The organism is Methanolinea sp. (assembly GCA_016699325.1).
Lineage (GTDB): Archaea > Halobacteriota > Methanomicrobia > Methanomicrobiales > Methanospirillaceae > UBA9949.
In genome coordinates this window covers 940,549-965,996 of sequence record CP064971.1, presented here as the reverse complement: position 1 = coordinate 965,996, position 25,448 = coordinate 940,549, and the positions used below count along the sequence as shown (strand labels likewise).

Sequence of the window (25,448 nt, the reverse complement as noted above, 5' to 3'; positions counted from 1 at the left end):
ATGGAAAGATCCATCCTCCTCCTGTTCATTACCGTAACAATCGTGTCCCTGATGCCCGGTGCAGCTGCCCAGAATTCCTGCTCGGATGCAGCTGCACAGGTGACGGTCACCCGCGTCTCCATCGATCCGACAATCTTCTTCGAAGGCGATACCGGGATCATCACCGTTGAGATAACCAACAATGGGTTGGAAAGCGTTGCCATCCGGCGTGCAACGATGTACGATGCCGATATCTCGGTCCTTTCAAGCTCCTACGACACTACCACCATAGTCGGCGCAGGAAACAGCATGCAGTTCTCCTTCACGGTCAGGGCAGATGTGCTGCCCGGCATTTACTACCCCAAGTTTTCCCTCGATTTCCGGGATGCAGGATATCTCCGTTACCCGGTACAGATCCGTGTCGAAAACGATCCTCTCGAGGTATCTGTTCTTCAGAAACCGGATGTATTTGGCCCCGGGAGAAAAGAGCGGATCGATATTTTGGTCGGAAACCCTCGTGGCAACCCGGTGAGCGGCGTGGTGGTGCAGGGGAGCGGTGAGGGTATTGATATCACACCCTCGAGTTATTTTATTGGCAACCTTGGTCCCGACCAGGCTCAGCGGGTCTCGTTCAATATCACGCCAGGTCAACCTGGGGTTCTCGAATTCAGGGCAGATTATAAAAACGGGGTAAATCGCCACACATCGTCCGTGAACATCCCGCTCGGGTTCGGCATATCGAAGACCGAGGCGAACCCCCTCATCTCAAATATTATCGTACAGATCGAGAATGCAAAGTATGTAGTCACCGGTGATATCTACAATGCAGGCCTCGAAGTGGCAAACTCGGTTGTTCTTTCCACGGGAGAAGGTACCGTTCCGGTAAATCCCTACCAGAGTTATGTGGTAGGCTCCCTTGAACCCGATGACTTTTCGAGTTTCGAGCTCACCTTCACTGCCGGAGACGTCACCGAGGTTCCCATCATTGTGAACTATCGTGACGTTGACGGGAATCCCTTTGAAAAGATATTCCTGGTGAATATTCCAGCACAGGCCTCGGGAAGTGGAAAAGAGCCTGGGATAGCCATTCCCATCATTGCCCTCCTTATTGCCTGTGCGGCGGCGGTCGGCGGAGCTGTCTGGTATTCATGGAAGAAGAGCTGAATGAGATCTGCAGCAACGGGTCGATTATCAGGTTCCGTGAGGTGACCAAGATATACCCGCTTGAGGGCGGGGACGTACGGGCCCTCGACGGGGTAAGCCTCGATATCGTCCCGGGCGACTTCATCGCCATCATGGGACCCTCGGGATCGGGAAAATCGACCCTGCTCAACCTGATGGGGTGCCTCGACACACCCACCTGTGGAGATCTCTGCATAAAGGGGAGGAATACCAGGGGCATGACCGACGAGGAACTGACGGTGTTGCGGAGAGATCATATCGGATTCATCTTCCAGCAGTTCAACCTCCTCCCCCTCCTCAATGCCCTTGAGAATGTGCAGTATCCTCTCATCCTGAAGACCGGGAGCCGCAACTGCATCGGACGATGCCGGGAGGTGCTGGCTGCCATGAACCTCGATGAAAGTCTCTTTTCCCATAAACCAAGTGAACTGTCAGGAGGCCAGCAGCAGCGGGTGGCAATAGCCAGGGCGCTGGTCAACGATCCCGAGATCCTTCTTGCCGATGAACCCACCGGCAACCTGGATTCGAAGACGGGCACCGCTATCATGGTTCTTCTTGACGATCTCAACCGCAACCAGGGCAAGACGATTATCATGGTGACTCATGACCCGGCTATCGCGAAGTACGCACGGCGAATCATTCGTATTGTTGATGGTAAAATATCCATACCTGAGGAACAGGCCGGTGCACTCGCGAATGTTCTTTGATTTTGCGCGTCGGAATGTCCGCCTTCACTGGCTGCGATCCCTGCTGGCCATGCTCGGCATCATCATCGGCGTCGTAACCATCGTCTCGATCGGAATCCTTGGAAACAGCCTGGTTCTCGCCATCTCGGACAGTCTTTCCACAGTCGGTGACAGTATCATCGTGACTCCGCACACCGGGGGGATGGGGTTTGGCGGAGGCGGGAGTGCCCCCGAGCTCATATCGGATCGCGATGTTGAGCAGATACGGCGGGTGGTCGCACCGCAGGTCACCGTTCCGGTATATTCAGGGAGTGCCCGGATGAAGATAGGGGCTGAAGATACAGTAGGGGTGATATACGGTCTCAAATCAGACGATATTCCTATCCTTCTCGAGCTTGCGGAAGGAACCTATCTCCGCGGTTCTTCTTCGGCAATGGTGGGGTCGAGGTTTGCCCATGACAACCATATCAAGGTCGGGTCCCGTATTTCCGTGGGAGATAAGGGATCCCTGCGTGTTGTCGGCATCCTTGAAGAGCGGGGGATGGGGTTTGACATCAATCCCGATTATGGCATCGTGGTCGAGAGCAAGTGGTTTGAGAATGCGTTTGGCCAGAACGGGTACAATCTGGTCATCGTCAAGGTGAAACAGCTCACCCAGATCGAGGAAGTGAAATCTGATATCGAACGCCAGCTGAACCGCAGGGAAACCGTGGTGGATGTTATCGATACCCGGGCGATCCTCGACACCATCCTCACCGCTTTCGGACAGATCTCCACCTTCGTCACAGCGATTGGGGGGATTTCCCTGATTGTGGCGGGAGTGAGCATCCTCAACGTCATGCTGATGTCGGTGACGGAGCGCATCAAGGAGATCGGTGTACTTCGGAGCATCGGGACAAAGCGGAAGGAAATACGGCGTATGTTCCTCTACGAGGCCCTTATCCTCGGCCTAATCGGAAGCAGTATCGGTGGGGTTCTCTCCATATTCGGGGGATATGCCATCAGTACCGTGATGTTGCAGACTACCGAGTACCTCTTTGTTCCATCGAGCCTGATCTTCATCGCCTATGGTGTGGCGTTTGGGATAGGTACCAGCCTCCTTTCGGGTCTCTACCCGGCATGGAAGGCATCGAATCTGAATCCCATCGAAGCCCTGCGACATGAGTGAGCGGGCAAAGAACGGGGTTCTTTGGGCATCTCGTGTCACCGGGCAGGCATGGAAAGAGCTATTGATAAGAACATGCCTCACCAAGGGAGCCACCCCTGGAGCCCGGCAGGGAAATCACCAGTTCAGGAAAAAGGCCTTGGTCCGAGTGTAGTTCCGGTAGGCCTGCAACCCGTTCTCCCGTCCAAGTCCGCTTGCCTTGACGCCTCCGAACGGTATTTCGGGGGGTAGGACGGTGTGCCGGTTCAGCCATACCACACCCGCATCCACGCGCGAGAAAACCTCGCGGGCAATTACCATATCCCGGGTCCAGACAGATGCCCCGAGCCCGTACCGGGTCTCATTCGCGCGGGATATCGCCTCATCAAGGCTCCGGATTACGCTGACGGGGAGCACCGGGCCGAAGACTTCACGGTTCATGAGGGGGCAGAGCGGACCCGGATCTGTCACAAGGGTGGGCGAATAGAAGAACCCTCCCTCAAACCCGGGCCCGGAGAGTGGAAACCCCCCGGTCAGGATTGTCCCCTGGTCTTTCTTCCGTACCTCTTCTACCATCGATGCGATCCGTTCGAAGATGGCCATTCCGGTAAGAGGCCCCATCTGGACCGAAGGATTGGAACCGTCCCCGACGATCAGGCTCTCGACCTTTCGTTTCAGCTGTGCGATGAAAACACCTGCAATTTCCTCGTGGATGAACAACCGTTTCACGGCAGTGCAGGTCTGGCCAGCATTGTAGAACCGTCCGCGGACCGCACCGTCAACCGCTTCCCCGATATCGGCATCCTTCCAGACAATCATCGGGTCTGACCCGCCAAGCTCGAGGTGGATTTCCGCCAGTCGTGACCCGGCGAGCTCGCGTACCCGGTCGCCAGTCTCACCGTCACCGGTGAACGAGATCTTTCCGATCCTCGGGTGCTTCACCAGGGCCTCACCCACGACACTCCCCCTGCCGGTAACGATGTTAAGGACGCCAGGGGGAAGACCTGCTTCCTCCATAAGACTTCCGATCGAGAGGCTTGTGAGAGGGGTTTCCGATGCCGGCTTGAAGACCAGGGTGTTTCCGGCCAGGAGTGCCGGCCCGATCTTCCAGCCCATGATGATTACCGGCATGTTCCATGGAGCGATTGCTCCGCAGACGCCGATAGGCTCATGTCGCACCAGGCAGTCACCATTCGATCCGAGGTTGATAAAGTCGCCATGCATGGCTCCTGCGATACCGGCATAAAATTCGAGGATGTTGGCAAAGCCGCGGACTTCATCGACTGCTTCTCGTAACGGCTTTCCCTGTTCAGCGGTGAGGAGTGCTGCGAGCTCATTGAGCCGGTTGCGCACAGATACAGCTGCCCTGAAAAGCACCATGCCCCGCTCCCGCACTGTATGGGCGGCCCATGCATCGAAAGCGGCTTCAGCAGCACAAACAGCCTCCTCAACTTCGAAGAGCGTCCCTTCCGGCACCGTGTCAATTACCGTACCGGTTGCCGGGTTGATGACCGGGATCCAACCATCGTCGGGCGAAGAGACATCACTGCCCCCAATCCTCATCTGCATGGAGAGAGAATCGCCAGCAAGTGATTTAACCACTCCGGGACAGTTGAGTGGATTGCCGGTCTGTAACCGGGTTGTCATGGTGCGAACGCTCCCGATCCGGAAAAACCTTTAATGAGTCCATCACCCAGACTGGTTATCCGGGTTTGTCATGGCAGAGGTATTTGTAATAGCGACGAATGATCGCGCGAGTGGAATCCCGATGGTATTCGAAGCGGTTGGACCTGATATTTCCCGAAAGGCGGTGGCGCTCAAGGCAAATTATAACAGTGCAGATCCATTTCCAGCCTCAACCCATCCCGAAACCCTCGGGGCACTCGTCGATACTATCATGGACCGGGATCCGGCTTCCCTTGCCCTGCTTGAGCGGAGCGGCATGGGGTCTACCCGCCAGGTCCTCCAGCGGTGCCGTGTCTATGAAACCCTTGCCCCACTTGCAGCAGATGTCATCGTCCTGGATGAACTCCCGGCGTCAGGCTGGATCCACATCCCTCGTGACGGGAGCCACTGGAAAAATGGATTTTTCCTTCCCGAAAGGCTCCTCTCGTCCGGTGCGGTGATCCAGACCTGCTGTCTCAAGACCCACAGGTTCGGCGGCCATTTCACCCTCTCCCTCAAAAATTCGGTCGGCCTCCTGGCAAAGACCGTTCCCGGCAGTGTGTACGATTTCATGCACGAGCTCCACAGCTCGCCATTCCAGCGGCAGATGATTGCGGAAATTAACCGGGCGTATCCGGTGGACATGGTACTCATGGATGCCATGGAAGGATTTGTCGCCGGAGGGCCTGAGGATGGTGAGCTGATATCCCCCGGACTCCTGTTGGGGAGCCGGGACAGGGTCGCCATTGATGCTGCTGGGATTGCGCTACTCCGATCGCACGGGTCCACTCCCGAAGTGATGAACGGGAGGATATTCTCCCTGGACCAGATAGCACGCGCCGCTGAACTGGGGGTGGGGTGCAGCGACCCGCGGGATATTGAGCTGATTCCGCTCACCGGAGAGAGCAGGAACGATGCGGAGCGAATTGCGATGATTCTCAGGGAGGAAGGGTGACACCGGGTATCTATTTTTCAGGGCATTCCCGATCAGGTATGGGGAGGAAGTTGATATGAGAATCGGCATACTCGGTGACACTCATGATCACCTCGCGGCTATCGGGAAGGCTGTCGAGCTCCTGAACCGTGAAGCGGACGACCTCTTTCTCCATACCGGGGATTTCGTCTCGCCGTTCGTGATACCAGTCCTCGCCGGGCTTGAGGGAACTGTAATCGGGGTATTCGGGAACAACGATGGAGACCGCGATCTCCTGGAGAACCGGTGCCGCGATAGAGGAAACGTGCAGATTGTAGGCAACTTTCACGATATGGAATGCGAAGGACTCCGGGTTGCCCTGCTCCATGGTCACGAGAACGTGCTGCTGGCTGACCTGATCGAGAGCGGACTCTTTGACCTGGTCGTTCATGGGCATACTCACCAGGCTTCGGTATCGTCCCATGGCAGGACCCTGGTGATCAACCCCGGGGAGGTGTGCGGATACCTTACCGGATCTCAGACCTGCGCCCTGTTTGACACGCGGAGCAGGAAAGGGACAATCCTCCCGCTCCCTGGCGATTAAAATCGCGAGATTCATACCAGATAACATCTCATCGTTAGCTTTATGCAGAAATCGATAGGAATCATCGCGGGAATACTGGTCTTCATCGTTATATCCCTGCTCCCCCTCGATCCCGTATCGATTCCTCCGGAAGCAAAGTATGCCGCTGCGGTGACCGGCCTGATGGTCGTATGGTGGCTGACCGAGGCCATTCCTATTTATGCGACAGCGCTCGTCCCGCTGATCCTCTTTCCGGTCATGGGGATCCTGACCCCAAAAGGGGCAGCTGTATCGTATGCCGACCAGACCGTGTTCCTCTTCATGGGCGGATTCTTCATTGCCGCCGCCATGATGCGCTGGAATCTCCATAAACGGATCGCGCTCCATATCATCGGGTTGTTCGGCAGCGGCCCACGGAAACTGGTCCTCGGGTTCATGGCAGCCACCGCCTTTCTCTCCATGTGGATCTCCAACACCGCCACGGCAATGATGATGATCCCGATCGCTATGGCTCTTGTGGCAACCCTCATTCCCGAAGCAGCTCCTGATCAAAACGAAAATAATACCGAGCAGAAGCAATTTGCCATCTGTCTCATCCTTGCTGTTGCCTATGCTGCAACTATCGGCGGGATGGCGACCCTGATTGGAACGCCTCCAAACGGGATCCTTGTGGCCCAGATCTCAAATATTTTCCCCGAGGCACCAGGCATCGATTTCTTTTCATGGATGATCTTTGCGGTCCCCTTCATGGTTATCTTCCTCGCAATCGCCTGGTTCTGGCTCACGTATATCGCCCACCGGCACCTTCCCCGGGAGATATCAGGCAGCAGGAAGGTCATCCATCAGGAGCTGACCGGGATGGGGTCTCTCGGTGCCGGGGAACGGTGGACACTCATCGTTTTTTCCCTGGTCGCCCTGGCCTGGATATTCCGCGAAGAAAAGATCATCGGGGATCTGGTCATTCCCGGGATCACTACCTATGTCCCAGGGATAAGCGATGCAACTATCGCGATTGCCGGGGCGCTTGTCCTGTTCCTGCTTCCGGTAGACGTGGAAAAAGGAATATTCACCCTCGATTGGGAGTCGGCACGGAAGATCCCCTGGGGGGTACTCATCCTGTTTGGAGGCGGCATCTGCCTCTCGGAAGGGATCATCGCAAGCGGCCTGGCGCAGCTCATTGCATCATCATTCACAGTACTCCAGGTACTGCCCCTCATCCTGATCGTGCTGCTTGTCTCCCTGATGATCACCTTCCTAAACGAGGTTGTCTCGAATACGGCCATGGCTTCGATCATGGTTCCGCTCATGGCCATCACCGCAGTCTCGATGGGGATCAATCCGATGCTTTTAATGGTTGCCGCCACACTTGCATCATCGCTCGGGTTCATGCTGCCGGTGGGAACCCCGCCGAACGCCATCGCATACGGGACCGGTTATATCTCGACCAGGGAGATGGCACGGGCGGGCTTTGCCCTCAACATCATCGGCTGCATCCTGGTGACCGTATTTATGACCGTCTTTGTTCCAACGGCGCTTGGGTTATCACCCGAGATCCCGGCCTGGGCGGTCCTGCCCGGCAAATGATCGATTAACCATCCAGGGATGAGTGCTGTCATCCTGGAAAGGATGGCCAGCACTTCCCGTCAGGTATGGTATCCCGTGGTCAGTGAGGTGAACCTTCACAGGGTTACGTGGCTCCCGGGTCGAACCTGGATCATCCTTTTCAGACCGTGCAGGGGAAGGTCCAGTTGAACGTAACTGTTCATCATACATGGCGAACGCCTCTTCCCTATCTCCCGGAGAAACGTTGCGGAAAAACCGACCCCGCGTGGCCTGCCATGCGAATATTCAATGGGTGGGGAAAGGAGGCAGAAATGGGATATAACTGAACTCTGCCATCGGTTTCCCGATTTTTTTTGCACCGCAGGCATCGCTGACAGTTACGATCCAGGGGGATGCAAAGGATATCGCAACCCGATAAGATAAGCATGACCCCTGCCGGCGGTCCGGTCGCCGAAGGTGTGGTAAGGAGCCCGATCGGTTGGGAGGCTCGTGATTGATCTGTTAACCCGGATCACTCCATCAACTACCGTTCTTATACAACAATGTATATATGTATACACTGCTAACCAGCTACCATGAATACCAAGATATTCCTTTCCGAAGAGGACATTCCACGGCGCTGGTATAATGTGATGGCAGACCTCCCCTCACCGCTGGAACCACCTCTCCACCCGGCAACTGGAAAACCGGTTGTACCGGATGACCTGAAGGCCATCTTTCCCATGGAGCTGATAAAACAGGAGATGAGCCCTGACCGCTTTATCGATATTCCGGGAGAGGTGCTCGATGTCCTGCGTCTCTGGAGGCCAAGCCCGCTCTACCGTGCATACCGGCTGGAAAAGGCACTCAAGACTCCTGCCAGGATCTATTACAAGTGGGAGGGAGTAAGCCCGCCCGGAAGCCACAAGCCGAACACTGCCGTACCGCAGGTATATTACAACATGAAGGCTGGAATCGAGCGGATTGCCACCGAGACCGGAGCAGGTCAGTGGGGATCAGCGCTTGCCTTTGCAACCACTCTCTTCGGTCTGCAGGCGACGATCTACATGGTCCGGGCAAGTTATACCCAGAAACCTTACCGAAAATCCATGATGCAGGTCTGGGGAGCAGAATGTATCCCCAGCCCCAGCACCAGGACCAATTCAGGTCGTGCTATCCTTGAGAAGGCCCCTGACACACCAGGGAGCCTTGGTATAGCCATATCAGAGGCCGTAGAAGATGCGGCAACCCACGATAATACCAATTACTCGCTTGGCTCCGTGCTGAACCATGTCTGCCTGCACCAGACCGTCATCGGCCTTGAGGCGCGCGAGCAGATGGCTACTGTTGAGCATTACCCGGATACCGTTGTAGGCTGCGTTGGTGGAGGGTCCAACTTTGCCGGCATATCATTCCCCTTTGCCGGTGATAAGCTGACCGGGAAACACCCGGATATCGATATCGTCGCGGTGGAGCCGGCATCCTGCCCGACTCTGACCAAGGGGATCTTTACCTATGATTACGGTGATGTTGCCGGCCTGACTCCCCTCCTCAAGATGTATACGCTCGGGCATGATTTCGTTCCGCCTGCCATCCATGCCGGGGGCCTGCGGTATCATGGGGGCTCTCCCATTCTCTCACGCCTGGTCCACGATGGAGTTATCCGTGCGGTGTCATACCACCAGAACGAGGTGTTCACTGCTGCGCAGACCTTCGCCCGCTCTGAGGGAATCATCGTTGCACCCGAGACCTCCCATGCGGTAAAAGCCGTCATCGATGAGGCACTCAAATGCCGGCAGAGCGGGGAGGCAAAGACCATACTCTTCAACTGCTCCGGACACGGCAACTTTGACATGTCCGCGTACGACGCGTTCTATGCCAAAGCTCTGGTCGATTACGAGTATCCGGAACAGTTGATTCGGGAATCGTTAGCGCGGCTGCCGAAGGTGGGATGAGCTGGAGATACCAATCACCCCCACACTTCACCTCAACCAATAATCAGAATACCATACTCCGCTCTTTTCTGATCATGAAGACCATCGGCTTTCTCATCAACCCTATTGCCGGCATGGGTGGTGCGGTCGGACTGAAAGGAACCGACGGGATGCTTGCCGAAGCTATCAGCAAGGGCGCCCGACCGATGGCCGCTTCCCGGGCACACCAGACGATCGACCTGCTGAAGGATGTCCCGCTCCGCTACATCACCTGTTCCGGCCCGATGGGAGAGGAGGTGCTTGAGGAGGCAGGAATTACCGGTTTCCTGGTTGTTTACCAGACACCGCAGGTTACTACTGCAGCAGATACCAAAGAGGCCTGCAGGGAGTTCCTTAAATCCGGCGCCGAGCTGATCCTCTTCTGTGGCGGAGACGGAACGGCGCGGGACCTGTATGACGTGGTATCCGATACCGTCCCCCTTCTCGGCATCCCAGCCGGGGTGAAAATGTATTCAGCGGTCTTTGCAGTAAGTCCGGCGGCAGCGGCGGAAATACTCAGGACAGGTGCCTCTGCACCGCTCCACCTCCGCGATGCCGAAGTGATGGACATCGACGAGGAAGCCTACCGGAAGGGGGAACTGAAGGCGATGCTGCACGGCTATGCGAAGAGCCCGTACCTGCCGGGTTTCGTGCAGGGAGCAAAGCAGGTCTATGAAGACCAGGACGAGGACCTGGCAAAGGCCGGTATCGGGCGCTTTATCGCCGAAGTCATCCGGGGAACACCTGATATCCTTTACATTATCGGTCCGGGAAGCACCACCCGGGCGATAGCCCGGGAGCTGGATATCGAAAAGACCCTTCTCGGCTTCGATGCCGTGCAGGATGCCCGTCTTGAAGGAAGTGACCTGAATGAAGAAGGGATGCTGGCCCTCCTCGCAAACGGGAGACCGGCCCGGCTGGTGATCAGCATTATCGGCGCCCAGGGGTCGGTGCTCGGCAGAGGGACGCAACAGGTTAGTCCCCGTGTTCTCAGCCGGATTGGAACCGGGAACATCATCATCGTAGCAACCCCGCATAAGCTGGCAGAGACACCATACCTCTTCATAGATACCGGTGACCGGGAACTTGATGCTGCATTCGGGGAGTTTGTCACGGTCATCTCAGGCTATCATATCGCCCAGCGGAAAAAAGTCGGTTCAGGAAATCCTGAGTGAAGACCTCTATTTTCGCAGAGGGAGGGATGTGTGGAAAATGGTGAGACTTCCCTGATGGTTAAAAAAGCAGGAATCGTGGATTCCCAGGGATGCCCTTGTTTTTTCCCGAGATGTCGCTGGAATGCGGTCTGCCATCCGGCTGACGACACATCATGAGGCATCACAAGACTGGGAAGCATCGCACCCGAAACGCTCGCCTGCCTCAGGGCCATCAAAAAGAGAACGAAACTTCCGGTAGTTCCCGGGTTTGGGATATCTTCACCTGAACATGTCCGGGAATACGGAAAGGCCGGGGCAGATGGAGTGATTGTGGGATCGGCTATCGTGAGGATTGTTGGCGAACATGCGAGACCGGCCGGAAAGGCTGGAAGGAATGGCACGAATCCTCGTTGGCGAACTGAAACGCGCATCCCTGCACCCATGAACGGGCTGAAATTGCAGGGATATACTTTTTAGTGCATTCCAGCATCGCTTTCTTCAGCAATTGAGAACCGCCACTTGCAGAACATACCGGGAGGATGAGGCCCGGGTGGTGCAAAGAGGCATTCGACCCTGATCCGGGGATCGATTGCCCTGGCAAACCCGGTGAATTCTGCCCGGTGCATCTCGCGGCAGGGATACTCTTCAAGTCCCCTCCGCAGCCGCGCTTCCTGGGTTGGACACGAGGGAACCGAGATGATGACCTCATCGGGACGTTCTTCAATCGAATAATCCACAATCATCGCCCAGGGGAAGAACCGCTGAGCCTTCACGAAGCCCTTCAGCCCTTTCTCCGTGATATGAAATTGTTCCTTCAGCTTTTCTGCCGCCATTCCCGCAATGCGGCCCCATACCTTCTCGTTCAGCTCATCGGCAACAGGCTGGCCGAAACGCTCGGTGACAAAGATATACCAGAATCCATCCACAACCCTGTAATGCCAGAGCAGGAATTCGAGGTAGTCATGTTTCTCCTGGTCGGTCATCCGGTCAAAAAAGGTCAGGTTCATACCCATCGAGACCTCCTGAATTTAGAAGGGAGTCCTCCACAAAAGAATTTGTCACTTGAAGCGGTTTCACCCCAAGGTGTGCCAGATGGTTTTCACACGCGCCAACAGATGCATGTCTACGCTCAGGCTGATGCTCCTGATCATGTGATGATGCGAGGATCAAGCATCCCGAACCAGCCACCTTCATGAAATAGGATGTGGGCGGCCCGAAAAAAGTGGGTCATCGGGTATGTTTGGAAAAGAACCAGATATTCTCATCTTGGGTGCCATTAAAAACCTCTTTTCATGATGAGAGCCACTGCCAGTCCAATTCCCAGCGGCACCAGGATGGATGACATGACGGCTGTCGTGGCCCCCGGAGAGACCGGTATTGTTACCACGGGAGAGACTTCAGCCCGGGGTGGTGAACTTTCAGGTCCGGTTCCGGTATTGATAACCCTCCTAATAATGACCTGTTCGGTATCACCGATTGACTGCCCCTGGTTGTTCAGTTCTTCGGCCTGAATGATCCTGAACGGGGTTCCATCTGCTAGGTCCGGCACCATACCTTCAAGCGTTGCGCTTACTGTTACATCACGGTTCGTCGGGTACGAGAGGAGGTAGCCGTTTATGAACACATATTTACCGATCTGGGGAATTACTTTCGCAGGATTGCCGTCAACCATTACCACCACGTTCCACCCGGCACGTTCAAGGTCGGTGGAAAGGACAAAAGTATAACTTTCGGAAAAGGTGGTCGGTCCCTGGGGGATGATCCGGATGATTGCCGAGGTATTTACCTGGGTCCCTGCGGGTAGCGAGTCTCCATGAGGAGCAACACGTTCTTCCTGGAGACTGATGGTTGCCGCAGCAGGGACGATCAGGAAGAGGGTGAAAAGGAGCATCACGGCTGTGCACTTTTGAGAATCTGTCATGGTTATGATGTTGTCATTGTCAAAGATAAGGCTCTTCCAACAGACCTGCAGAGGGAAGACACGGGCGATTCAGAGCGCTGTATCCCGGGAGTCGGCCAGGATCATTATTCCTCGAGTACAACATCCCTGCTGGAATCATCCTCGAAGATGAAGAGGTGATCGATGGTTGTTCCGAGCGCTTTTGCCACTGCATGGGCCAGTTTCAGAGACGGGTTGTATTTTCCGGCTTCAAGGAACACGATGGTCTCCCGTCTCACCCCGACCGCCTCAGCAAGCTCTGCCTGGGTCATCTGGTGCCGTGCCCGGAGTTCCCGGATGCGGGTCTTCATCAGGCACCCTCCGGAGCCGTTCATTCCCCATCCCCCTCCTCTTGAAGGGCCATACCTGGAATACCTTGGCAGAAATTCCCATCACCAGGATGAGCAGGACACAGAGGGCGCCTGCATCCGGGGACCAGGTTCCAAAGTGGTCCAGCCAGAAGAGACCGAGGAGGGCGATGAAGGTCAGGAACCAGGACCATTGAGAGTCCCCATGCACCGATTCTCCGGGTACGCTCATCCTCCAGGTGCCGGCTCTCTCCCCGGCCCCGGTATAGCCGTAAACCGGCCATTGCCACCATGATAAAACCAAAGGTGATGAATGAAAGAGCAAGGTTGCCGGGAGTGCCTGCCTCCGGCGGCATGGATGCCAACCCAAAGAGGCCTGTAATGAGGACCCCCGGCCCGAAGAGGAACATGACTGTGACCCATTTCCCGGATCTTAGATAGGATCCGTTTTTTGTGACATGGTTACATTATGTGAACTATATCTCACACCGGTTAGAACTATACAACATTGTGTTATATATACTTAACATAATGAGGAGGCGAAAATCCTGCGATCTGAAACGGACGTGCAAAGGGGAAGGGGACCCTCGTTTTTTCCATCGGAGGTGTTCCCGGGTCCTGACACGAGGCAGATTTTCGCAGAGCGCACCGTTTTGCGGTAATCCGGTGTTTTTTCACGGTACCAGGAAACCGAGGAGTGTCTGCCACCGTTCGAGTTTCTGATCGAATGTCGAGGTTGCATTCGCAGGGCTCGTGGAGGGGAGCTGCTGGACAACAATCCGGTCCGGGACAGGGGCGCTCCGCGTAATTTTCCTGAAGCATTCCCCCGCTTTCCCCCCATTCAGGGCGACGCAGCGAAGGGTCGGGTAGCTCCGGAGAAACGTGGGAATATCCTGATAAACCGGGTTTTTTATGTCGCGGTCCCCTGCACCGACCTGGAATTCTCTCGATGCAATCACGTCCCAGAGAGCAATATGATGCTCTGTAAGGGCCTCCTGGTTTTCGGTAGTTGCCCTGCTGGTCTCAAGAGAAAGGAGGATCTGCATGATGCGCCAGAAATGGTTGCGAGGGTTGGCATAATACAGGTTCGCGGCAAGCGACATCTTCGAAGGAAAGGATCCGAGTATCAGCACCCAGGGATCCTTCCCGATGACCGGGGACAGACCGTATTCACGGGATGGAACCTGGTTCATTGGAATGGAGGGTTTCTTCCAGACAAGACTCTCACCGCTTCCTCCTGGGCTGTCACATGAAGGGAAAAAGGTTCAGGGAACCTGAGCCTTCTTCGGTGGCTTGAGCAGGCACCATGCAACGGTGATCCCGATCAGAGCCAGCACCAGGACGTAGGGGAAGACACCGAGATAATTTCCGGTGGTAGTCTTGATGAAGCCTGCCAGCTGAGGGCCGGCAATGGCCCCTGCACCGTATGCAAGGAAGACAACACCGTAGCAGCGCGGATAGTCGCAGGTCCCGAAATAGCACCCGGTTGCGGTAGGGGCGATGGCCAGCCACCCCCCTAGGCAACCCCAGAGGATGACAAACGAGAGGATGTATACCGGAACAGACGGCACCTGCCAGAGCAGAGCTGAGGCCCCTGCTATCAGCACGAAGGAGAGAAGCGCCGTGTTGCGAGGGGAAAACCGATCGGTCAGCGCGCCGAAAAGCGGTCGTCCCCCACCATTGAAGATGGCAAAGAAGCCGACAAGAATGGTAGCAAGGCCCGCCTCGATGCCGATCTCGGTGCCCACTGGCTTGGATATGGAGATGGCCATCAGTCCTGCCAGGCAGCCGATAAAATAGCAGAACCAGAGGCCGTAGAATGCAGGGGTGCGGACCATGGCCGATCGGTCGCACTCGCAGATCTCTTCACCGGGTTTTGGGACAGGTGGATTCCATCCGGCGGGCCTCCACCCGGCAGCGGGAAAGCGAAGCGGGAGGGCCAGAAGTACGATCAGGACGATGAAGACCAGACCGAAGATCCGGAATGTTGTCATGACCCCGGTTAAGGTTATAAGATAACCGGCGATATTTGCGGTGAGAAACGCCGAGAAACCAAATCCCAGCAGGGTCAGGCCGACCGCCGTCCCCCTCCTGTCTGGGAACCAACGTGCAGCCACGGCGACCGGCACGCCGTAGGCGATTCCCACGCCAATACCGCCGATGGTTCCGTACATGATATAGAGCATCCAGACCGACGTAACCGTGGATGCGAGCAGCCAGCCAAGGCCGGTAAGAACCCCTCCGATGATCGTCACCTTCCGGGGGCCGAGGCTCTCGATGAACCTCCCTGTAAAAGGCATGGCGATGGCAAAGAACGCAAGAAAGACCGAGAATGGCATCAGAACCTCGTTTGCCGTGACGGTCTGGCCGAGATCGGTCGTAAAGTAATCGGTCAGCGGTTTGACAAAGACACTCCAGGAATAGATGGTACCAAGACAGAGATTGATGATCAGGCCAAGCGCCACGAGGCCCCAGCGCCCGCGCTCGGCGGGCATCCCGAACAACGACTCATAGATGGACAACGGGATCAACTCCTGTTGATTCTCTTCTGAAACAGTATGGATGGGAAGAGATCACTCTTCCAGTGTAGAGACATCGCCGGGATCCATACCCAGCTCTTTGGCTTTGAGCACCCGGCGCATGATCTTTCCGGATCGGGTCTTGGGGAGCTTGTCAATGAACTCGATCTCCGATGGCATGGCAATAGGCCCAAGTGTCATACGGACATGGTAGATGAGGTCCGATTTGAGTTTTTCTGACCTCTGGAAACCGTCACGCAGGATGACGAAAGCCTTTATGAGGCTTCCTTTCATGGGATCCGGCTTGCCGATTACTGCTGCCTCGGCGACTGACTGGTGGGAGACGAGCGCACTCTCGACTTCTGCAGTGCCGATGTTATGCCCTGAGACGATGATGACATCATCCGCCCGGCCGATGATCATGATGTAGTCATCGACCTTTCCCTTAACTGCCAGGTCGCCGGCATTATAGCAATTCGGAATCGTATTCCAGTACTGCAGGTATCGTTCATCGTTCTTGTATACCGTGCGGAGCATCGCCGGCCATGGCTCTTTGATAACCAGGAACCCCCCGTTGCCTGGGGGAACAGGGTTGCCTTTTTTGTCAACGACATCGGCAACGACCCCCGGGAGTGCTTTTCCTGCGAAACCCGGGCGCATGGGTTCTCCCACCATTGTGGTTATCATCTGCATCCCGGTTTCGGTCTGCCACCAGGTGTCGACCAGCGGGCATTTTGCTTTTCCGATGGTGTGGTAGAACCATTCGAACGCTTCGGGATTCAGCGGTTCACCGACCGAACCGAGGAGACGAAGCGATGAGAGGTCGTACTTGGCAGGCCATTGCTCGCCGACCCGCATGAACATCCTGATAGCTGTCGGAGCAGTATAGAAGATGGTCACCCCCAGATCCTGGATCAGCTTCCAGAATGAACCGGGGTCCGGGTAGTCCGGGACCGCTTCAGCCATCACAACGGTTGCACCGGCGCAGAACGGTCCATACACGATATAGCTGTGCCCTGTTATCCAGCCGGTATCGGCGGTGCACCAGTAGACATCGGTGTCCTTGAGATCAAATACATGCTGGGTGGTGTAGTAGGTCCCCACCATGTATCCCCCGCAGGTGTGGACAATTCCCTTCGGCGGTCCTGTTGAACCTGAGGTGTAGAGGATGAAAAGGGGGTCTTCCGAATCCATTATTTCCGGTTTGCACTCTGCCGGAACCCCCTCCATCAGCTCGTAGAAGTCGATCTCCATCTCCTTGTGGAGTTCGACCGGGGCATCGATCTCTCGGGACAGTACGACGACCTTCTCCACGCTGGGAGTGTTGATGATGGCCTCCCCGACGATTCTCTTTAACGGGATCGTCTTTCCACGACGTAGAGCTACATCGGCAGTAATGACAACCTTCGCCTCGGCATCCTTGATGCGCATATTCAGGGCATTTACACCAAAACCCCCGAAAACGACGCTGTGGACAGCACCGATCCGGGCGCAGGCGAGCATGGCGATGACCTGCTCGGGAACGAGCGGCATATAGATACAGACTCTGTCTCCTTTTTTCACGCCAAGCTTCTTCAGCCCGTTCGCAAATCGGCAGACCTCCTGGTAGAGTTTATTGTAGGTGTAGATCTTCTCCCTCTCATCCTCACCCCGCCAGATGAGGGCTACCTTGTTTTTGCGGTGGTTGGCGACTTGCCGGTCCAGGCAGTTGCAGGTAATGTTGAGCTTGGCATTGACGAACCACTTTGCATGCGGGTAATCCCATTCAAGGACAGCGTCCCATTTCTTGAACCAGTCAAGGTTATGAGCCTGTCTTTCCCAGAACCCGGTCTTGTCTGCGAGGAATTCCTCGTATGCTTTTTTATAATCTTTTGTCCACGCCTGCTGCTTGTATGATGGATCGGGGATGTAAAATTTCTCATCCTCGACCAGAGGCACTTCAAATGATTCTGCCATTTATGTACACCTTCTCCGTTTTCGCACAACTCTCTGCCTGATAGTGGTCCGCACCCGGGTACGGGGTGCATGATACCTGACCAACCCGGACAGGGCTGGGAATCATGATCCTCTGAACGCAGTCCTCCGTTTTTGGAATGTCCAGAAAATTATCGATAGTCTCTACTACTGTTCCTAGAGGCAGGGTTCGGAAGTCCAGTCTGCCTCATGATGGGGTTTCGGGGATAGTTGTCCTCGTGGTTCCCTCCTCGTGTATTGTAATGATTAATCATTATAATTAAAAAACCTGCTGGTATGTTCTACGATGGGATTACCAGGAAAGGAATGAATTCCCGGTATATACGAAATAACCCGGCCCCTGCCTGGTGAAACCATGCCGTACTGGAGCGCGCAAAAGAGGGGGGATCCAGAATGAGAAGCGTTTTGCGAGGAAAAAGAGAATCGGGAAGCAATTGCAGGGAAAAACCATTAACATCCTCACAACCGAATAGGATCGTATGAAGATTGCGATCATCGGGGCTTCCGGATATACCGGAGGAGACCTGATACGGCTCCTGCTCTTTCATCCCCGGGTAGAGGTGACTGTTGCCACCTCCCGGAAGCTGGCCGGCAGGCCCGTAGATTCGGTCCACCCCCACCTCAAGGGCCTGACCAGGCTCAGCTTCGAGAATCCCTCACTTGACACCCTCGATGCCGATCTCGCGTTCCTGGCCGTCCCTCATACCGCAGCCATGACGTATGCCGGCCCGTTGCTTGAAAAGGGAATCAAGGTCGTGGATCTTTCTGCAGACTACCGTCTCCCGAAAGACACCTTCGAGAAGGTCTACGGTGTCCCACACACCGATTACTTCGAGGCACCGTATGGTCTGCCCGAGCTGCACCGGGACCAGTGCAAAGGTACTGAATTCATCGCCAACCCCGGCTGCTTCCCTACAGGGGCGACCCTTGCTGCAGCACCGCTTGCAAAGTCCGCCCATACCATCATCTATGACTCAAAGACCGGTGTTTCGGGCGCAGGAGACAATCCTTCTGCGGTGACCCACTACCCGAATGTCGGTGACAATGTCAATCCCTACAAGTGGACATCCCACCGACACCTTGCCGAGATGAAACTGGAGGCTGTTCGGCTGGGATCTGCAGCGCAGGTTTATTTCACCCCCCACCTGGTTCCTGTGAATCGTGGGATACTTACAACGGCACACATCCTCCTTGACGAACCGATGGAGCAGGACGAGGTTGAGCAGCTCTACCAACGATACTACCAGGGGGAGCCTTTTATCCGGTACCAGATGCCAATGCTGGGAGCGGTACGGGGGAGCAATTTCTGCGATATCAAGGCCGAGAGCGAGGGTGACCGGGTTGTAGTGGTTTCCGCCATCGACAACCTTGTTAAAGGTGCTGCAGGCCAGGCAATCCAGAATATGAATATCATGTGCGGATATGATGAGCGGGACGGACTGATGGTCCCCGGACTGCTCCCCTGACAGGAGGTTTCGAAGATGAAAGTATCCGAGATAATGACAAAAAACCCAATTACGGTCCAGGCCGATGATCCCGTGCGGGATGCTGCCGGGCTTCTCCGGACCCACCGTATCGGTGGCCTTCCGGTCATGGAAGGCGACCGCCTTGCTGGAATCGTGACCGAATCTGATATCATCGCCCTTCTCGATACAGGGGGCCTTTCAGATGATCTCTGGCTTCCCTCCCCGCTCGAAGTCATAGAGGTTCCGGTCAGGGAGTTCATCAACTGGGAGAAGACCAAGGCGGCCCTGACCAACATTGGGGATAAAAAGGTCAGGGAGATCATGAGTCACCCGGCCATTTCCATCAGCGAGGATGCAGAGATCGAGGATGCCGCATCCCTGATGCTCTCCCACAGGATTGCCCGGTTACCGGTTGTCAGGGATGGTCGTCTGATAGGGATCATTGCCCGGGCAGACATCATCAGGGGAATCGGAAGGTCAACAGGATGACAGGAGCATCGGTGTGAAGAGCATCTGTGCAGTTGAGGGTGTCAGCGCCTGGGGAATCAAGGAAGGGAAGTACGGCCTGGCACTGATCCGGGCCAGCGGAACAGCAGCGGGCGTCTTTACGAAGAACATCGTCCGGGCACCCCCCGTCGTTCTCATGGAGGAACGGATCCGGTCAGCATATCTCGATGCGGTGATCGTGAATTCCGGCTGTGCGAATGCCTATACCGGGGATCGCGGTTACCAGGACGCACTGCGTATGGGAGAGATTGCCGCATCAGCGCTTTCCATCAGCCCGGAATCGGTCGGTGTGGCCTCGACGGGGGTTATCGGCCGGTACCTCGATCTCCCCCTGATCTCGGACCAGTGTGAGCGTGTGGCACCGCACCTGCGCCAGACTGGTGAAGCAGAGGAGCGGGCCGCAAGGGCGATCATGACCACCGATCTCTTTGAGAAACATGCCCTTGTCCGGGGTGATGGTTTTAATGTCGGCGGAATCACCAAGGGAAGTGGCATGATCGCACCGAACATGGGCACCATGCTGGCGTTCATCTACACCGATGCAGAGATCCCCCCGGGCAGGCTGAACTCAGCCCTGAAAAAAGCGACAACTCGGAGTTTCAACCGGGTCGTGGTGGACGGGGACACGAGTACGAATGATGTCGCGCTGTGCACGGCAACAGGGCTTGCCGGTCCTGTCGACGCTGATGCTTTTGCCCGGGCCCTCGAGGAGTGCTGCCGGAACCTGGCCCTCCAGATTGCCATGGATGGTGAGGGGGCAACGAAACTCCTGGAAGTCACCGTCAGGGGCGCTCCGTCAGAAGAGGAAGGGGCAGACATTGCCCGGACCATCGTCTCTTCACCGCTGGTGAAAACAGCAGTCTACGGGGAAGACCCGAACTGGGGGCGCGTCATGGCCGCTGCAGGACGGGCCGGTGTCCGGTTTGATCCTTACGCTGCGGATCTCTGGATCAGCGATGGAATCATCAGGCAACCACTTGTTGCCGATGGTCGTATTATTGTGGATCTCGCAGCGGCAAAGCAGGCCATGCAGGGGAAAAAGGTCATCTTTGAGCTCGACCTCCATGCCGGCCCTGGGGCAGCAACAGCGTGGGGATGTGACCTTACCGAAAAGTATGTAGAGATAAACGGGAGGTACACAACATGAAACGGGAAGAGGTGCTGACCGAAGCATTGCCCTACATCCAGAAATTTCATGGAAAGACCATGGTCATCAAGCTGGGAGGGCATGCAATGGTCGATTCCGCCATTCTCGAAACGGCAATCAGCGACGTGGTCTTACTCGAGCTGGTGGGAATCAAGGTAGTGCTGGTGCACGGCGGGGGCCCTGAGATAACCGAGAAGATGAAGGCCATGGGCAAGAAACCCAAGTTCGTGGCCGGTCTCCGGATCACCGATGAGGAAACCCTGGAGATCGCCCAGATGGTCCTCGTAGGCAAGATCAACAACAACATCATCTCACTGATCGCCAAGTGCGGCGGTAAGGCGGTCGGAATATCCGGCAACGATGGAAGCCTCATTGTTGCCCGCCGCATGACACCGCAGAAGGTAAGCATCGAGGGAAAGGAAGAAGAAGTTGACCTCGGCCATGTGGGGGAGATTGAGGAGATAAATCCCGCCGTGCTCCACACCCTGCTCGATAATCGCTACATCCCGGTCATCGCGCCCCTGGCCATCGATCGGAACGGCCAGAGCCTGAACATCAATGCCGATACCGCTGCCGGGGAGATCGCCCGGGCGCTCAACGCCTACAAGCTGATCAACATGACCGATGTGGAAGGGATCATGGACCGGGAACGGGTCATGGTGTACCGCCGCCTTCCGGCTTCAGAAGCAGAATCGCTGGTAGCCAGGGGAGTGGTGAGTGAAGGGATGATCCCGAAGGTTTCCTCCATCGTGCATGCGGTCAAGGCGGGAGTATCCTTTGGGCACGTTATCAACGGGAATAAACCCCACAATCTCCTCCTCGAGATGTTTACCGATGAAGGTGTGGGGACCATGATATTTCACGATTGATCCAGGATAACCATGACCGGAGCCAAACGAGAACGCCAGAAGGGGCTATGCACATCTATCATTCTCCTTCTCCTTTTCATCACGGTGAATCCGGTCGCTGCCCAGGAATCTCCTGCCCCGCCCGTGCTCCTGAACCCCCCTGGAAGCCATTCGCCGGGATTTTCCCCGGTCCTGGTCACGGATGGAAAACCGGTCATCTATTTTTTTTATAACATGAACTGTGCAGAATGCCTGAAATCCCTCCCTTTCATAGCGGAGTTTGCAGCAAGCCACCCAGGCGTGGAGGTAAGGTATATCGATATCCGTGAAAGCAATGAAAACCTGGCATTGTTCAAGGCCTTCAAGGAATACTACGGGGCGGACTTCGTCCCGGTGCCCTCTGTCTTTGTCGGAAAATTCGTTCTCTCCGGAGCTGAAGAGATTACCAGTGGTCTTGCGGATGCGATCGCGGCGACACCCACCGTCTTTCCCACGCCTGCCCCCCAGTTCGGCATCCCACGGGAAGCAGAACTTACCATACCACTCGTGATTGCTGCAGGGCTGGTTGATGGCATCAATCCCTGCGCCTTCTCGGTGCTCATCTTTCTCCTGGTTACCCTGATCGCCCTTGGCTCGAGAAAAAAGATGCTAATCGTGGGATCAGTCTTTATCTGTGCCGTATTCATTTTTTACTTTTTTTCAGGCCTTGGACTGTTCGCAGTTATACAGTCAGCCGGGATATCACGATCCATCTCAATTGTTGCCGCTATAGTGGCGCTTGGTGTCGGCGCCTTCAGTATCCTGTCCGTTTTCGGGGAGAACGGGCAGTCAATCCTCTCCATCCCCGAGTCAAAAAAAGGTTTGATAACCCGTTTTATCAAAAAAGCCTCGATTCCGGGGGCATTTACCGTAGGAATTCTGGTTGGGATGTTCGAGCTTCCGTGCACTGGCGGGATTTACCTTGCGATCCTCTCTCTTCTCTCGAACAGGATGACGACCATCGAAGGAATCCCCTACCTCATGGTCTATAACATTTTCTTTATCCTACCCCTCATCGTTATTCTCGCCATTTGCTGCTACGGCCTCCCGGTTGAGCGACTCGAGGAGTGGCGGACCGGGTCGAGAAAGGCAGTCCGGGTACTGATGGGAGCGGTGATGATATTCCTTGGAGTTATCCTCCTGCTCGAGGTGTTCTGAATTATGTCAGGGAAGATTTCCTTCTCCTGAACACTCCCGCTGGCGCTCTTCGCTCATCTCGATAAGCAATTCGAAGACCTTCCGGACGTAGACAGGATTGATGGCCTTCTCAACGGCGTAATTGAAGGCGGCATCAAGCACCTCCCGCGTCCGTTTCGGATCATGTATCGGAAGCCCTTCGGTAGTTTTTGCGAAAGCGATCTTCCCGGCAAGCTTCTGGCGTTCGGTGATCAGATTGATGATCTCCAGATCGATCCGGTCGATCTGTGCTCGCAAGGCTTCAATGGGCATAGCATATTATACGGGCTCACCCGGGATAAAAAACATGGCGGCCCGCTCCACAAGACATATACCGCAACAGCTCCAGAGATTAAGAAGAATTCCATGCTTGAGCGGATCTCACGGAGGGAACGGTTCGACCTGGTCATTTCCTGGCTGGCGATCTCAATTGCATTTTCTCTGGCCTTTTCAGGGGGAATCGGGGTATGGATGGGAAGCCCCCTGAAGGAGATTTCACTTGGAGAATATCTCCTGTACTTCATCCTCTCCATGGTAACGGTGGGCGTGGGCTTCGTTCTCCACGAGCTTGCGCACAAGTTCACTGCCATGCACTACGGCTACTGGGCCGAGTTTCGGAAAGACAACCTCATGCTGCTCGTCGCAGTTGTTCTCGCCGCCCTTGTCGGGGTGGTCTTTGCAGCTCCAGGGGCTACCCTGATCTACGGGGCAGGGGTCACCAGGGAGCAGAACGGGAAGATATCTGCAGCCGGACCGGTTACCAATCTCCTGCTCTGCATCCCCTTCGCATTCTTGCTTGCGCTCGTCGCATGGCTCGGTATTACAACGTGGTGGGGGCAGCTCCTTACCCTGACTGGCATGGTGGGCCTCCAGGTGAATGCCATGATTGCCTCGTTCAACATGCTGCCCGTGAGCGTACTGGATGGCCGCAAGGTGCTTGCCTGGAACCCCGCGGTTTTTGCGGTCCTGATCATCGCATCGTTCGGCCTCCTCATCGCCACGCTCTACCCGGCCATTATGTAACTTCAATTATCGGCTTTTTTTTTCTTTTCCAAGTTATCAGCCCCTTCTCTTCCATGCCTGACCGGACCTTCCTGCTGCTCGAAGGGAAGATCTTCCAGGAAGATATACCGGAGGTGGCATTCGGAAACCCCGGGCACTATACGCAAGGCCCGCCTCTCGATGCCGATTGATGGGGAAGGTGAAGGTATGCTGACCGGGGAGGAGGAAGTGACGGACAACGGTCCCGTCGGGGTACCGGCCGCGCGGAGGGACGGTGATGGACAGGGAGAAGTTCATCGAGTGGCTTAAGAAACCGTCGTGTGGCATCGGGCGAAGCAGGCATGGCAGGGACGATTCCCCTGTTGAATGTCAGGAATGATATTAAAGAGGAGAATAAACAGGCATCAGCCCTGCCCGAAGCGTCCTTTCAGGTCTCCAATGACCCTGACCACCTGGTCCCCTTTCCTGCTGGCCTCGGTAAGTGCGGTAGGATGACCGCGGATTCCCTCGTACTGGTCCATGTTATTGGCGATGATATTATCGTAATATTCAAAACCCAGGGTGTTGAAGAACGCCGTAATAGCCGGGAATGCAGCGTCAAAAACGTTGTCCCAGGAAAGCCCTGCCGTGGAGATGAAGATACCCTTGTGGCACTCGATATGCTCATGGGAGAAGTAGAGCGTCTTCAGGATAAACTTACGGGCCCAGATGTATTGTGCCCGGTCGATGAGCCCCTTGAGTTCGGCAGTGATGCCCATACTGTAGATGGGTGATGCCACAGCAAGGCAGTCGACCGAAAAGATCCGGTCAAAGAGCGGGAGAGCATCGTCCTTCACAATGCACACTCCGGTTCTATGACAGACATTGCACCCCTGGCACGGGGTATAATCCAGTTCCTTGAGAACGACCTTCTCAACCGATGCACCGGCGTTTTTTGTCCCCTCGAGAAATGCATCAAGGAGGGTCTCGGTGTTCCCATGCCGGCGGGGACTTCCCGAAATCCCAAGTACGCTGACGGCCAATGGCATTCACCTCGCAAGCCGGGCCTTGACCTCAGTGATGACCTCCCGGGCAAGGCGTTCGGCCTCCCTTTGTGCGGTGGGATGCTTGAGGATGGCGCCCTTTTCGTCAACGTTATTCACCATCAGGTAATGGATGTCCTTATCCTTCACTTCGATGACGTGGAAGAAACACTTGACCGAAGGGATCGCTCCGTCAAAGACGTGGTCCCAGTTCTGCCCGGCGGTGGAAAGAAATATGCCGAGGCGCTTGCCCTTCCGCTCCGGTGGGACAATGGGGAGCCTGAGGACATATTTCCTCGATCGAAAGACCTGGAACCTGTCAATCAGTGCCTTGGCCTGTGAACAGACGCCCATGCAGAATATCGGGGCTGCGAGGATGATGATATCAGCGTTGATAATACGGTCGTGGAGATAATCCATGCCGTCCCGCTGGACGCACTTATTCAGGGTCTCACAGGCATTGCATCCCCGGCAGGGATTGATGTTGGCCTCGACCAGCACCACCTTCTCCACCTCGACTTCAGGGTCCTGCCGCATAGTATAAAGAACCCAGTCAAGCAATGTCTCGGAGTTGCCATGCCGGCGGGGGCTCCCGGCAAAGGCAAGGACTTTAACTGGCATGATGAAGGAGTTTATCAGAGAGGTTATAAGGATAGGGTTCTTGCGGAAGGACTCAGAGG

25 protein-coding genes are annotated in these 25,448 nt (G+C 55.7%); 15 read left to right on the top strand and 10 right to left on the bottom strand.

Translation table 11 applies throughout. The features are described from left to right. From IPI71_05160 to IPI71_05150, 3 genes are read left to right on the top strand one after another with little or no spacing between them, the layout of a single operon-like run. Window positions 1–1,143 carry a hypothetical protein gene (locus IPI71_05160; GenBank protein ID QQR71870.1) on the top strand — a complete coding sequence of 381 codons (1,143 nt, stop codon included), beginning with the start codon at window positions 1–3 and terminating at the stop codon, window positions 1,141–1,143. Beyond that, window positions 1,128–1,868 carry an ABC transporter ATP-binding protein gene (locus IPI71_05155; protein QQR71869.1) on the top strand — a complete coding sequence of 247 codons (741 nt, stop codon included), beginning with the start codon at window positions 1,128–1,130 and terminating at the stop codon, window positions 1,866–1,868. Before IPI71_05160 ends, IPI71_05155 begins: the two co-directional genes overlap by 16 nt. After that, window positions 1,813–3,015, top strand: a complete 1,203-nt coding sequence (locus tag IPI71_05150) for an ABC transporter permease (protein QQR71868.1) — start codon at window positions 1,813–1,815, stop codon at window positions 3,013–3,015. Before IPI71_05155 ends, IPI71_05150 begins: the two co-directional genes overlap by 56 nt. A gap of 114 nt (window positions 3,016–3,129) precedes the next feature. Here the strand turns inward: IPI71_05150 and IPI71_05145 are convergent, their stop codons facing one another. Next, window positions 3,130–4,560, bottom strand: a complete 1,431-nt coding sequence (locus IPI71_05145) for an aldehyde dehydrogenase (GenBank protein QQR71952.1) — start codon at window positions 4,558–4,560, stop codon at window positions 3,130–3,132. 148 nt (window positions 4,561–4,708) lie between these two features. On the opposite strand from IPI71_05145, the gene IPI71_05140 reads away from it, so the two are divergent. From IPI71_05140 to IPI71_05115, 6 genes are all read left to right on the top strand, one after another. Further along, window positions 4,709–5,611 carry a DUF362 domain-containing protein gene (locus tag IPI71_05140; GenBank protein ID QQR71867.1) on the top strand — a complete coding sequence of 301 codons (903 nt, stop codon included), beginning with the start codon at window positions 4,709–4,711 and terminating at the stop codon, window positions 5,609–5,611. A 55-nt stretch (window positions 5,612–5,666) separates the two neighbouring features. Further along, the gene (locus IPI71_05135) at window positions 5,667–6,173 is read left to right on the top strand and encodes a metallophosphoesterase (protein QQR71866.1); all 507 of its coding nucleotides are present in this window, start codon (window positions 5,667–5,669) and stop codon (window positions 6,171–6,173) included. A 42-nt stretch (window positions 6,174–6,215) separates the two neighbouring features. Next, entirely contained in the window at window positions 6,216–7,736 is a 1,521-nt protein-coding gene (locus tag IPI71_05130; protein ID QQR71865.1) for an SLC13/DASS family transporter, read from the top strand. Between the two features lie 554 nt (window positions 7,737–8,290). Next, entirely contained in the window at window positions 8,291–9,649 is a 1,359-nt protein-coding gene (locus IPI71_05125) for a TrpB-like pyridoxal phosphate-dependent enzyme (GenBank protein QQR71864.1), read from the top strand. Between the two features lie 74 nt (window positions 9,650–9,723). Further along, a complete protein-coding gene (locus IPI71_05120) occupies window positions 9,724–10,842 on the top strand; it encodes an ATP-NAD kinase family protein (protein ID QQR71863.1) in 1,119 nt (372 codons plus the stop codon). Window positions 10,843–11,001: 159 nt separating this feature from the next. Beyond that, a complete protein-coding gene (locus tag IPI71_05115; protein ID QQR71951.1) occupies window positions 11,002–11,298 on the top strand; it encodes a tryptophan synthase subunit alpha in 297 nt (98 codons plus the stop codon). On the opposite strand, the gene IPI71_05110 is transcribed toward IPI71_05115, so the two are convergent. From IPI71_05110 to acs, 6 genes are all read right to left on the bottom strand, one after another. After that, window positions 11,295–11,828: a hypothetical protein gene (locus IPI71_05110; protein ID QQR71862.1), complete on the bottom strand. Its 534-nt coding sequence runs from the start codon at window positions 11,826–11,828 to the stop codon at window positions 11,295–11,297. The genes IPI71_05115 and IPI71_05110 overlap by 4 nt on opposite strands. Window positions 11,829–12,097: 269 nt before the next feature. Further along, entirely contained in the window at window positions 12,098–12,742 is a 645-nt protein-coding gene (locus tag IPI71_05105) for a hypothetical protein (GenBank protein QQR71861.1), read from the bottom strand. Between the two features lie 104 nt (window positions 12,743–12,846). Further along, on the bottom strand, window positions 12,847–13,071 hold the full coding sequence (locus tag IPI71_05100) for a helix-turn-helix transcriptional regulator (GenBank protein QQR71860.1): 225 nt from the start codon (window positions 13,069–13,071) through the stop codon (window positions 12,847–12,849). Window positions 13,072–13,742: 671 nt separating this feature from the next. Next, entirely contained in the window at window positions 13,743–14,261 is a 519-nt protein-coding gene (locus IPI71_05095) for a DNA-deoxyinosine glycosylase (GenBank protein ID QQR71859.1), read from the bottom strand. A gap of 72 nt (window positions 14,262–14,333) precedes the next feature. Next, window positions 14,334–15,563, bottom strand: coding sequence for an OFA family MFS transporter (locus tag IPI71_05090; protein QQR71950.1), 1,230 nt, complete (start codon window positions 15,561–15,563; stop codon window positions 14,334–14,336). 78 nt (window positions 15,564–15,641) lie between these two features. Beyond that, a complete protein-coding gene (acs, locus tag IPI71_05085) occupies window positions 15,642–17,543 on the bottom strand; it encodes an acetate--CoA ligase (GenBank protein QQR71858.1) in 1,902 nt (633 codons plus the stop codon). Window positions 17,544–18,040: 497 nt separating this feature from the next. Between acs and IPI71_05080 the strand changes: the two genes are divergently transcribed. From IPI71_05080 to IPI71_05060, 5 genes are read left to right on the top strand one after another with little or no spacing between them, the layout of a single operon-like run. After that, window positions 18,041–19,027: an N-acetyl-gamma-glutamyl-phosphate reductase gene (locus IPI71_05080; protein ID QQR71857.1), complete on the top strand. Its 987-nt coding sequence runs from the start codon at window positions 18,041–18,043 to the stop codon at window positions 19,025–19,027. Window positions 19,028–19,042: 15 nt separating this feature from the next. Then, a complete protein-coding gene (locus IPI71_05075) occupies window positions 19,043–19,516 on the top strand; it encodes a CBS domain-containing protein (protein QQR71856.1) in 474 nt (157 codons plus the stop codon). Window positions 19,517–19,529: 13 nt separating this feature from the next. Next, a complete protein-coding gene (argJ, locus tag IPI71_05070; GenBank protein ID QQR71855.1) occupies window positions 19,530–20,681 on the top strand; it encodes a bifunctional glutamate N-acetyltransferase/amino-acid acetyltransferase ArgJ in 1,152 nt (383 codons plus the stop codon). Beyond that, a complete protein-coding gene (gene argB, locus IPI71_05065) occupies window positions 20,678–21,550 on the top strand; it encodes an acetylglutamate kinase (GenBank protein QQR71854.1) in 873 nt (290 codons plus the stop codon). The genes argJ and argB overlap by 4 nt, the downstream gene beginning before the upstream one ends. Before the next feature lie 12 nt (window positions 21,551–21,562). Further along, a complete protein-coding gene (locus IPI71_05060) occupies window positions 21,563–22,726 on the top strand; it encodes a hypothetical protein (GenBank protein QQR71853.1) in 1,164 nt (387 codons plus the stop codon). 6 nt (window positions 22,727–22,732) lie between these two features. Here the strand turns inward: IPI71_05060 and IPI71_05055 are convergent, their stop codons facing one another. Then, window positions 22,733–23,017, bottom strand: a complete 285-nt coding sequence (locus IPI71_05055; GenBank protein ID QQR71852.1) for a chorismate mutase — start codon at window positions 23,015–23,017, stop codon at window positions 22,733–22,735. A gap of 93 nt (window positions 23,018–23,110) precedes the next feature. Here IPI71_05055 and IPI71_05050 point away from each other — a divergent pair, with 93 nt between their 5' ends. Next, window positions 23,111–23,767, top strand: coding sequence for a peptidase M50 (locus IPI71_05050; protein QQR71851.1), 657 nt, complete (start codon window positions 23,111–23,113; stop codon window positions 23,765–23,767). Window positions 23,768–24,150: 383 nt separating this feature from the next. Here the strand turns inward: IPI71_05050 and IPI71_05045 are convergent, their stop codons facing one another. Both IPI71_05045 and IPI71_05040 read right to left on the bottom strand, forming a co-directional pair. Beyond that, entirely contained in the window at window positions 24,151–24,768 is a 618-nt protein-coding gene (locus tag IPI71_05045; protein ID QQR71949.1) for a flavodoxin family protein, read from the bottom strand. Between the two features lie 6 nt (window positions 24,769–24,774). After that, window positions 24,775–25,389 carry a flavodoxin family protein gene (locus IPI71_05040; protein ID QQR71850.1) on the bottom strand — a complete coding sequence of 205 codons (615 nt, stop codon included), beginning with the start codon at window positions 25,387–25,389 and terminating at the stop codon, window positions 24,775–24,777. Between the last annotated feature and the right edge of the window lie 59 nt (window positions 25,390–25,448).

Coding starts and splice junctions, on each gene's coding strand:
- IPI71_05125 (QQR71864.1), top strand. CDS start 8,291: ATGAATACCAAGATATTCCTTTCCGAAGAGGACATTCCACGGCGCTGG.
- IPI71_05120 (QQR71863.1), top strand. CDS start 9,724: ATGAAGACCATCGGCTTTCTCATCAACCCTATTGCCGGCATGGGTGGT.
- IPI71_05075 (QQR71856.1), top strand. CDS start 19,043: ATGAAAGTATCCGAGATAATGACAAAAAACCCAATTACGGTCCAGGCC.
- IPI71_05160 (QQR71870.1), top strand. CDS start 1: ATGGAAAGATCCATCCTCCTCCTGTTCATTACCGTAACAATCGTGTCC.
- IPI71_05145 (QQR71952.1), bottom strand. CDS start 4,560: ATGCAGATGAGGATTGGGGGCAGTGATGTCTCTTCGCCCGACGATGGT.
- IPI71_05040 (QQR71850.1), bottom strand. CDS start 25,389: ATGCCAGTTAAAGTCCTTGCCTTTGCCGGGAGCCCCCGCCGGCATGGC.
- IPI71_05135 (QQR71866.1), top strand. CDS start 5,667: ATGAGAATCGGCATACTCGGTGACACTCATGATCACCTCGCGGCTATC.
- IPI71_05050 (QQR71851.1), top strand. CDS start 23,111: ATGCTTGAGCGGATCTCACGGAGGGAACGGTTCGACCTGGTCATTTCC.
- IPI71_05150 (QQR71868.1), top strand. CDS start 1,813: ATGGTAAAATATCCATACCTGAGGAACAGGCCGGTGCACTCGCGAATG.
- IPI71_05095 (QQR71859.1), bottom strand. CDS start 14,261: ATGAACCAGGTTCCATCCCGTGAATACGGTCTGTCCCCGGTCATCGGG.
- IPI71_05155 (QQR71869.1), top strand. CDS start 1,128: ATGGAAGAAGAGCTGAATGAGATCTGCAGCAACGGGTCGATTATCAGG.
- IPI71_05100 (QQR71860.1), bottom strand. CDS start 13,071: ATGAAGACCCGCATCCGGGAACTCCGGGCACGGCACCAGATGACCCAG.
- IPI71_05110 (QQR71862.1), bottom strand. CDS start 11,828: ATGAACCTGACCTTTTTTGACCGGATGACCGACCAGGAGAAACATGAC.
- IPI71_05090 (QQR71950.1), bottom strand. CDS start 15,563: ATGCCCGCCGAGCGCGGGCGCTGGGGCCTCGTGGCGCTTGGCCTGATC.
- IPI71_05140 (QQR71867.1), top strand. CDS start 4,709: ATGGCAGAGGTATTTGTAATAGCGACGAATGATCGCGCGAGTGGAATC.
- acs (QQR71858.1), bottom strand. CDS start 17,543: ATGGCAGAATCATTTGAAGTGCCTCTGGTCGAGGATGAGAAATTTTAC.
- IPI71_05055 (QQR71852.1), bottom strand. CDS start 23,017: ATGCCCATTGAAGCCTTGCGAGCACAGATCGACCGGATCGATCTGGAG.
- argB (QQR71854.1), top strand. CDS start 20,678: ATGAAACGGGAAGAGGTGCTGACCGAAGCATTGCCCTACATCCAGAAA.
- IPI71_05080 (QQR71857.1), top strand. CDS start 18,041: ATGAAGATTGCGATCATCGGGGCTTCCGGATATACCGGAGGAGACCTG.
- IPI71_05130 (QQR71865.1), top strand. CDS start 6,216: ATGCAGAAATCGATAGGAATCATCGCGGGAATACTGGTCTTCATCGTT.
- IPI71_05060 (QQR71853.1), top strand. CDS start 21,563: ATGACCGGAGCCAAACGAGAACGCCAGAAGGGGCTATGCACATCTATC.
- IPI71_05105 (QQR71861.1), bottom strand. CDS start 12,742: ATGACAGATTCTCAAAAGTGCACAGCCGTGATGCTCCTTTTCACCCTC.